The sequence below is a fragment of the Actibacterium sp. genome (assembly GCF_041584535.1).
Lineage (GTDB): Bacteria > Pseudomonadota > Alphaproteobacteria > Rhodobacterales > Rhodobacteraceae > Actibacterium_D.
This window is the reverse complement of record NZ_JBFHDW010000139.1, coordinates 1-6,818: the sequence shown is the minus strand read 5'-3', so window position 1 is coordinate 6,818 and position 6,818 is coordinate 1. Positions and strand designations below refer to the sequence as shown.

At 62.4% G+C, this 6,818-nt stretch carries 5 protein-coding genes and 2 tRNA genes; 2 read left to right on the top strand and 5 right to left on the bottom strand.

Translation table 11 applies throughout. The annotated features are described in order from the left end of the window. Positions 1–610: DUF3179 domain-containing (seleno)protein (locus ABYW26_RS08355; RefSeq protein ID WP_372604310.1), on the top strand; the 610-nt coding region annotated here is incomplete at its 5' end. A gap of 9 nt (positions 611–619) precedes the next feature. On the opposite strand, the gene ABYW26_RS08350 is transcribed toward ABYW26_RS08355, so the two are convergent. The 5 genes from ABYW26_RS08350 to ABYW26_RS08330 all read right to left on the bottom strand — a co-directional run bounded on the left by ABYW26_RS08350 (position 620) and on the right by ABYW26_RS08330 (position 5,694). Beyond that, on the bottom strand, positions 620–1,009 hold the full coding sequence (locus ABYW26_RS08350; RefSeq protein ID WP_372604309.1) for an acyl-CoA thioesterase: 390 nt from the start codon (positions 1,007–1,009) through the stop codon (positions 620–622). Between the two features lie 65 nt (positions 1,010–1,074). Next, positions 1,075–1,149: transfer RNA gene (locus ABYW26_RS08345), tRNA-Gly, on the bottom strand. A 136-nt stretch (positions 1,150–1,285) separates the two neighbouring features. Then, positions 1,286–1,360, bottom strand: a tRNA-Gly gene (locus ABYW26_RS08340). 76 nt (positions 1,361–1,436) lie between these two features. After that, entirely contained in the window at positions 1,437–2,156 is a 720-nt protein-coding gene (locus ABYW26_RS08335; protein ID WP_372604308.1) for a TerC family protein, read from the bottom strand. Positions 2,157–2,250: 94 nt separating this feature from the next. Next, entirely contained in the window at positions 2,251–5,694 is a 3,444-nt protein-coding gene (locus ABYW26_RS08330) for a pyruvate carboxylase (RefSeq protein ID WP_372604307.1), read from the bottom strand. A 231-nt stretch (positions 5,695–5,925) separates the two neighbouring features. Here ABYW26_RS08330 and ABYW26_RS08325 point away from each other — a divergent pair. Further along, on the top strand, positions 5,926–6,818 hold an 893-nt coding region (locus tag ABYW26_RS08325), incomplete at its 3' end, for an ATP-dependent helicase (protein WP_372604306.1).

The following is a 6,818-nucleotide window of genomic DNA, read 5'->3' as shown; positions in this document are numbered from 1 at the left end:
CTCGGCGCTGGTGTTCGACCGGCGGGTGGACGAGGGCGAGCTGGAATTCGGGGTGACCGGCAAGCTGCGCAATTCGGACATGATCATGTTTGACCGCCAGACCGAAAGCTGGTGGCAACAGGCGTTAGGCCAAGGCATCGTCGGGTATTTCAGCGGTCGCGATCTGGTGCAGATCCCAAGTTGGATGGAAAGCTGGGACAGCTTCCGCGCCAGCTATCCTGCGGGTCTGGTGATGGAGGAACCCGATTGGCCACGCAACTATGGCAGCAACCCCTATGTCGGCTACGACGGCTCGTATCGGCCATTCCTTTATAATGGCGATTTGCCGCCGCATGACATTCCGGCGCTGATGCGGGTGGTCCGGGTCGGCAACCGGGCGTGGCCGCTGGACCGGCTGGCAGCCGAAGGTGTGATCCGCGAGGCGGAGGTCGAGATTTCATGGGTTGCGGGGCAGGCCTCGGCACTGGATAGCGCGCAGATCGGGCAGGGGCGCGAGGTTGGCAACATCCGGGTGCGCGACGCTGCCGGAGCCGATGTCGCACATGACCTGATGTTCGCCTTCGCTTTTCACGCGTTCTTTCCGGAGGGCGAATGGATGCTGGGGCAATAGCCGCCGACCTCAGGCCTCGGGCGGCACCGGGCGGGCGCGGCCGTTTTCGTCGATGGCGACAAAGGTGAAGGTTGCCTTGGTCACCTGCTCGCTGTCCTCGCTGCTCATCGGGCGGCGCCAGGCCCGGACCTCGACCTTCATCGAGCTGCGTCCGACCTCAAGCAAATGCGCATAAAGCGTGACCTCGTCGCCGACCTTGACCGGGCGCAGGAATTGCATTGCATCGACCGAAATCGTCGCCGCCCGGCCCTTGGCGCGGCGGATCGCGATGCTGGCCCCGGCAAGGTCCATCTGCGACATCAGCCAGCCGCCGAAAATATCGCCTTGGGTGTTGGTATCGGCCGGCAACGGAAAGGTGCGCAGCGTCGGTTCAAGATGAAGGGGGGGCTGTTCGGACATGGCGACTCCTGTGTTACCACAGGTGTAGGGGCCACGCTGGGCCACATCAAGTTTTAAGAGAAATTTGGAGCGGGCGAGGCGATTCGAACGCCCGACCCTAACCTTGGCAAGGTTATGCTCTACCCCTGAGCTACGCCCGCTTCCTTTGGGTGAGGATCATGTAGCCGCTGGGCCGATCCGGTGCAAGAGGGGCGGACGGAAAATCTTGGCGGTGCGAAAAAGAAAAAACGCGGCCCGAAGGCCGCGTCTTTCAATGTATTCCCCCGTGGGAGAATTTGGAGCGGGCGAGGCGATTCGAACGCCCGACCCTAACCTTGGCAAGGTTATGCTCTACCCCTGAGCTACGCCCGCTTCCTTGGGTGAGCGGTGATTTACTGAGTTGGACGCGGGGCCGCAAGAGGAAAATCCGCACGCCCCGCGATTTTTTTCAGACCGCGCGCCGCCGCCGTTTGGCGCGCAGCAGGTTCAGCCCCTCGACCGCACCGGCAAACACCATCGCGGCATAGATGAAACCGCGCTCGACATGGTGATGCAGGCCGTCAGCGATCAGCGCCATGCCGACCATCACCAGAAACGACAGCGCCAGCATCTTGGTCGACGGGTGCGCCTCGACGAAGGCGGCGATCGGTTCGGCGGCGATCATCATCACGCCCACAGCCACCACCACAGCGGCGAACATCACCGGCAGGTGGTCGGCGATGCCGACGGCGGTGATGACGCTGTCCAGCGAGAACACAAGGTCCAGCACGACGATCTGGGCAATGATGCTGGCAAAGGTTGCCGCGTGCTTGGCGGGGCCGTGGTCTTCGGGGCCTTCGACCTCGTTGAAGATCTCGGTCACGGCCTTCCACAGCAGGAACAACCCGCCGCCGACCAGAATCAGGTCGCGCCACGACAGGGCCAGCCCCAGAACGGTCACGAACGGTTCCGCCAGCGAGATGATCCACGCGATCGACGCCAGCAGCCCCAGCCGCAGGATCAGCGCCCCGCCAAGGCCGATCAGCCGGGCACGGGCCTGTTGGGCGCGGGGCAGGCGCTGGGCCACGATCGAGATGAAGATCACGTTGTCGACGCCCAGAACGATTTCCAGAATCGTCAGTGTCAGAAACGAGGCCCAGACGGCGGGGTCGGACAGAAGCTCAAGCACGGGGGGCTATCCTTTGAATTGAATGTCAGGCGTATCTAAGCAAAAACCGGGGCCGTTCCAGACCCCGGTTTTCCTATTTTTTCGGCGCGGAGGTTTATTCCAGTTCGACCAGCAGATCCTTTGCATCGATCTGGGCGCCGGGGGTGATGTGGACCGCCTTGATCACCGCATCGCGGTCAGCGTGGATGCCGGTTTCCATTTTCATCGCCTCGATGGTCAGCAGCAGATCGCCCTGTTTCACCCTTGAGCCGACCGTCGCCGCCACGCTGGCGACCACGCCGGGCATCGGCGCGCCGATGTGGTTGGGATTGCCCAGCTCGGCTTTGGGGCGCTTGGCGACGCTGGCCTTGGCCTTGCGGTTGGGCACACGGATCACTCGCGGCTGGCCGTTCAGCTCAAAGAACACCTTGGCCTCGCCATCTTCGCTGGTTTCACCGATGGCCTGCATGCGGATTTCCAGCGTCTTGCCGGGGTCGATCTCGGCGCTGATCTCTTCGCCGGGTTCCATGCCGTAGAAATAGGTATGGGTCGGCAGGGTGCGCACCGGGCCGTATTCGCGGTGGCGGCCCATGTAATCAAGGAACACCTTGGGATACATCAGATAGCCGTTCAGGTCTTCGTTATCGATCTCTTTGCCGTTCAGCTTGGCGATCAGTTCGGCGCGGGTGGCGTCCAGATCGACCGCCGCCAGATGTTTGCCGGGGCGCTGGGTGTTGGGATTTTCATCCTTCAGCACCTTTTTCACGATCTTGTCGGGGAAGCCGCCCGGAGGCTGGCCCAGATTGCCGCGCATCATGTCCACGACCGAATCCGGGAAGGCGACATCGGTTTTCGGGTCCTCGACCTGTGCCCGGGTCAGGCCCTGAGACACCATCATCAGCGCCATGTCCCCGACCACTTTCGAGCTGGGCGTGACCTTGACGATATCGCCGAACATCTGGTTCACGTCGGCATACATCTGCGCCACTTCGTGCCAGCGTTCTTCCAGCCCCAGACTGCGGGCCTGTGCCTTGAGGTTGGTGAACTGGCCACCGGGCATCTCGTGCAGATAGACCTCGGACGCCGGGGCGCGGGTGCCGCTTTCGAACGCGGTGTATTGGGTGCGCACGGCCTCCCAATAGTCGCTGATCTCGCGGATGGCGCCGATATCAAGGCCGGTGTCGCGGTCGGTATTGCGCAGCGCCTCGACAATCGAGCCAAGGCAGGGTTGCGAGGTGCCGCCCGAGAACGCATCCATCGCCGCATCCACCGCATCGACCCCGGCGGCACTGGCCGCCAGAATGGTCGCCGCCGCGATGCCGCTGGTGTCATGGGTGTGGAAGTGGATCGGCAGGCCGACCTCGTCTTTCAGCGCCTTGACCAGCAGGCTGGCCGAGGCCGGTTTCAACAGGCCGGCCATATCCTTGAGGCCAAGGATATGCGCGCCGGCGGCTTTCAGCTCTTTGCCCATGCCGACGTAATAGTTCAGGTCATACTTGGCGCGGCTCGGGTCCAGAATGTCGCCGGTATAGCAGATCGTGCCTTCGCAGATCTTGCCCGACTCGATCACCGCATCCATGGCGACGCGCATGTTCTCGACCCAGTTCAGACTGTCGAACACCCGGAACACATCGACGCCGGTTTCAGCCGCCTGTGCGACAAAGCTTTGCACCACGTTGTCGGGATAGTTGGTATAGCCGACCCCGTTCGAGGCCCGCAAAAGCATCTGCGTCAGCAGGTTCGGCATGGCGGTGCGCAGGTCGCGCAGGCGCTGCCACGGGCATTCCTGCAGGAACCGGTAAGCCACGTCAAACGTGGCCCCGCCCCAGCATTCGACGCTGAACAGTTGCGGCAGGTTGGCGGCATAGGCCGGGGCGACCTCGATCATGTCGATCGAGCGCATCCGCGTCGCCAGCAAGGATTGATGCCCGTCGCGCATCGTGGTGTCGGTCAGCAGCAACTGCTTTTGCGCCGCCATCCAGTCGGCCACGCCTTGTGCGCCTTTGTCCTGAAGGATCTGCCGGGTGCCCGCAGGCAGTTCGGCCCGGCGCTTGACCGGAGCTTTCGGCAGCTTGGCCTCGGCCGGGGGCAGCGGGCGGCCTTCGGTTTCGGGGTGACCGTTGACCGAGATATCGGCGATATAGGTCAGGATCTTGGTCGCCCGGTCGCGCCGCGCCTTGAACTGGAACAGCTCGGGCGTCTGGTCGATGAACTTGGTGTGATACTCGTTGTTCAGGAACATCGGGTGTTTCAGCAGGTTCTCGACAAAGGCGATGTTGGTGGCAACGCCACGGATGCGGAATTCACGCAAAGCCCGGTCCATGCGGGCGATCGCCGCCTCGGGTGTCGGCGCCCAGGCCGTGACCTTTTCCAGCAGGCTGTCGTAATAGCGGGTGATGACCGCGCCGGAATAGGCAGTGCCGCCATCCAGACGAATGCCCATGCCTGTGGCGCCGCGATAAGCGGTGATGCGGCCATAGTCGGGGATGAAATTGTTCAGCGGGTCTTCGGTGGTGATGCGGCATTGCAGGGCGTGGCCCGACAGCTCGACATCATACTGGCTGGCGATGCCGGTGGCCTCGACCAGAGATTTGCCCTCGGCGATCAGGATCTGCGCCCGGACGATGTCGATGCCGGTTACCTCTTCGGTGACGGTGTGTTCGACCTGAACGCGAGGGTTCACCTCGATGAAGTAGAACTCGCCCGAGTCCATATCCATCAGGAATTCCACGGTGCCGGCGCATTCGTAATTCACATGCTCGCAGATCTTCTTGCCCAGATTGCACAGCTTTTCCCGCTGGGCCGAGGACAGATACGGCGCGGGCGCCCGTTCGACGACCTTCTGGTTGCGGCGCTGAACCGAACAGTCGCGCTCCCACAGGTGATAGATATGGCCGTGCTGGTCGCCCAGAATCTGCACCTCGACATGGCGGGCGCGGATGATCATCTTTTCCAGATAGCCTTCGCCATTACCAAAGGCGGCCTCGGCCTCGCGGCGGCCCTCGCGGACTTTTTCCTCAAGCTCGGCTTCGTTCATGATCGGGCGCATACCGCGTCCGCCACCGCCCCAGCTGGCCTTCAGCATCAGTGGATAACCGACCTCTTTGGCCTCGGCCCGGATCGCATCCATGTCATCGCCCAGAACCTCGGTCGCCGGGATCACCGGCACACCGGCCTCGACTGCCACGCGCCGCGCGCTGGCCTTGTCGCCCAACTGTCGCATGGTCTTGGCCTTGGGACCGATAAACGCGATCCCCGCCTTGGTGCAGGCATCGACGAAATCGGGATTCTCGGACAGCAGGCCATAGCCCGGATGGATCGCATCGGCCCCGGACAGCTTGGCCACGCGAATGATTTCCTCAATCGACAGATAGGCCGCAACCGGCCCCAGACCTTCGCCGATCCGGTAGGCCTCGTCCGCCTTGAACCGATGCAGGCATAGCTTGTCCTCTTCGGCATAGACTGCCACGGTTTTCTTGCCCAGCTCGTTGGCTGCGCGCATCACGCGAATAGCAATTTCGCCGCGGTTGGCGATTAGGATCTTCTGGAAATCAGGCATGGAAGGGTCGTCTCCGTCGTTCAGAGTGGGCGCACGGCGGGCGCCAAGGGGTCGTGTGTAAAAACGATTATGCTGCATCGCGGCGGGATTGAAAGCATTTTGTTACATTTCCGCCAAGAACAGGTGAGAAAACCTGTCCAATTTGCCGCCGTTCTATCAGGTGGCACGGGATTGCGGAACAATAGTGGAACACTTCTTTAATTCCATTTCGCGCCGCGCTAGATTGCCCGCATGAGCAGCAAGAACGAGTCAGCCCCCCCGGATATTCCGCTGTCGCAACGCGCCATGGCCGCGCGTCCGGCGCCCTATCTGGATGACCTGAACCCCGAGCAACGCGCGGCGGTCGAGACCTTGAATGGTCCGGTTCTGATGCTGGCCGGGGCCGGAACCGGCAAGACCAAGGCGCTGACCGCCCGGATCGCGCATCTGCTGAACACCGGCAACGCCCACACCAATGAAATTCTGGCCGTGACCTTTACCAACAAGGCCGCGCGCGAGATGAAAGACCGCGTCGGTCGCCTGATGGGTCAAACCGTCGAGGGCATGCCGTGGCTGGGCACGTTCCATTCGATCTGCGCGAAACTGTTGCGCCGCCATGCTGAACTGGTCGGGTTGAAATCGAATTTCACCATCCTTGACACCGACGATCAGGTGAGGCTGCTGAAACAGGTGATCGCCGCGGCAGGCATCGACGAAAAACGCTGGCCGGCGCGGCTGCTGTCCGGGATCATCGACAACTGGAAAAACCGCGCCTGGACCCCCGCCAATGTGCCGGTGTCCGAGGCCTCGGCGTTCAACAGCCGCGGGGTCGAGATGTATGCGGCCTATCAAAAGCGCCTGCTGGACCTGAACGCCGTCGATTTCGGCGATCTGCTGTTGCATGTGGTGACGATCTTTCAGACCCATCCCGACATTCTGGCGCAATACCAGCGCTGGTTCCGCTATATCCTTGTCGACGAATATCAGGACACCAACGTCGCCCAATACCTGTGGCTGCGGCTGCTTGCGGGCGGGCACAAGAATATCTGCTGCGTCGGTGACGACGACCAGTCGATCTATGGCTGGCGCGGCGCCGAGGTCGGAAACATCCTGCGGTTCGAGACGGACTTTCCCGGCGCCAAAGT

Excerpts from the sequence above, each read along its gene's own strand:
- ABYW26_RS08330 (WP_372604307.1), bottom strand. The coding sequence starts at position 5,694 with ATGCCTGATTTCCAGAAGATCCTAATCGCCAACCGCGGCGAAATTGCT.
- ABYW26_RS08350 (WP_372604309.1), bottom strand. The coding sequence starts at position 1,009 with ATGTCCGAACAGCCCCCCCTTCATCTTGAACCGACGCTGCGCACCTTT.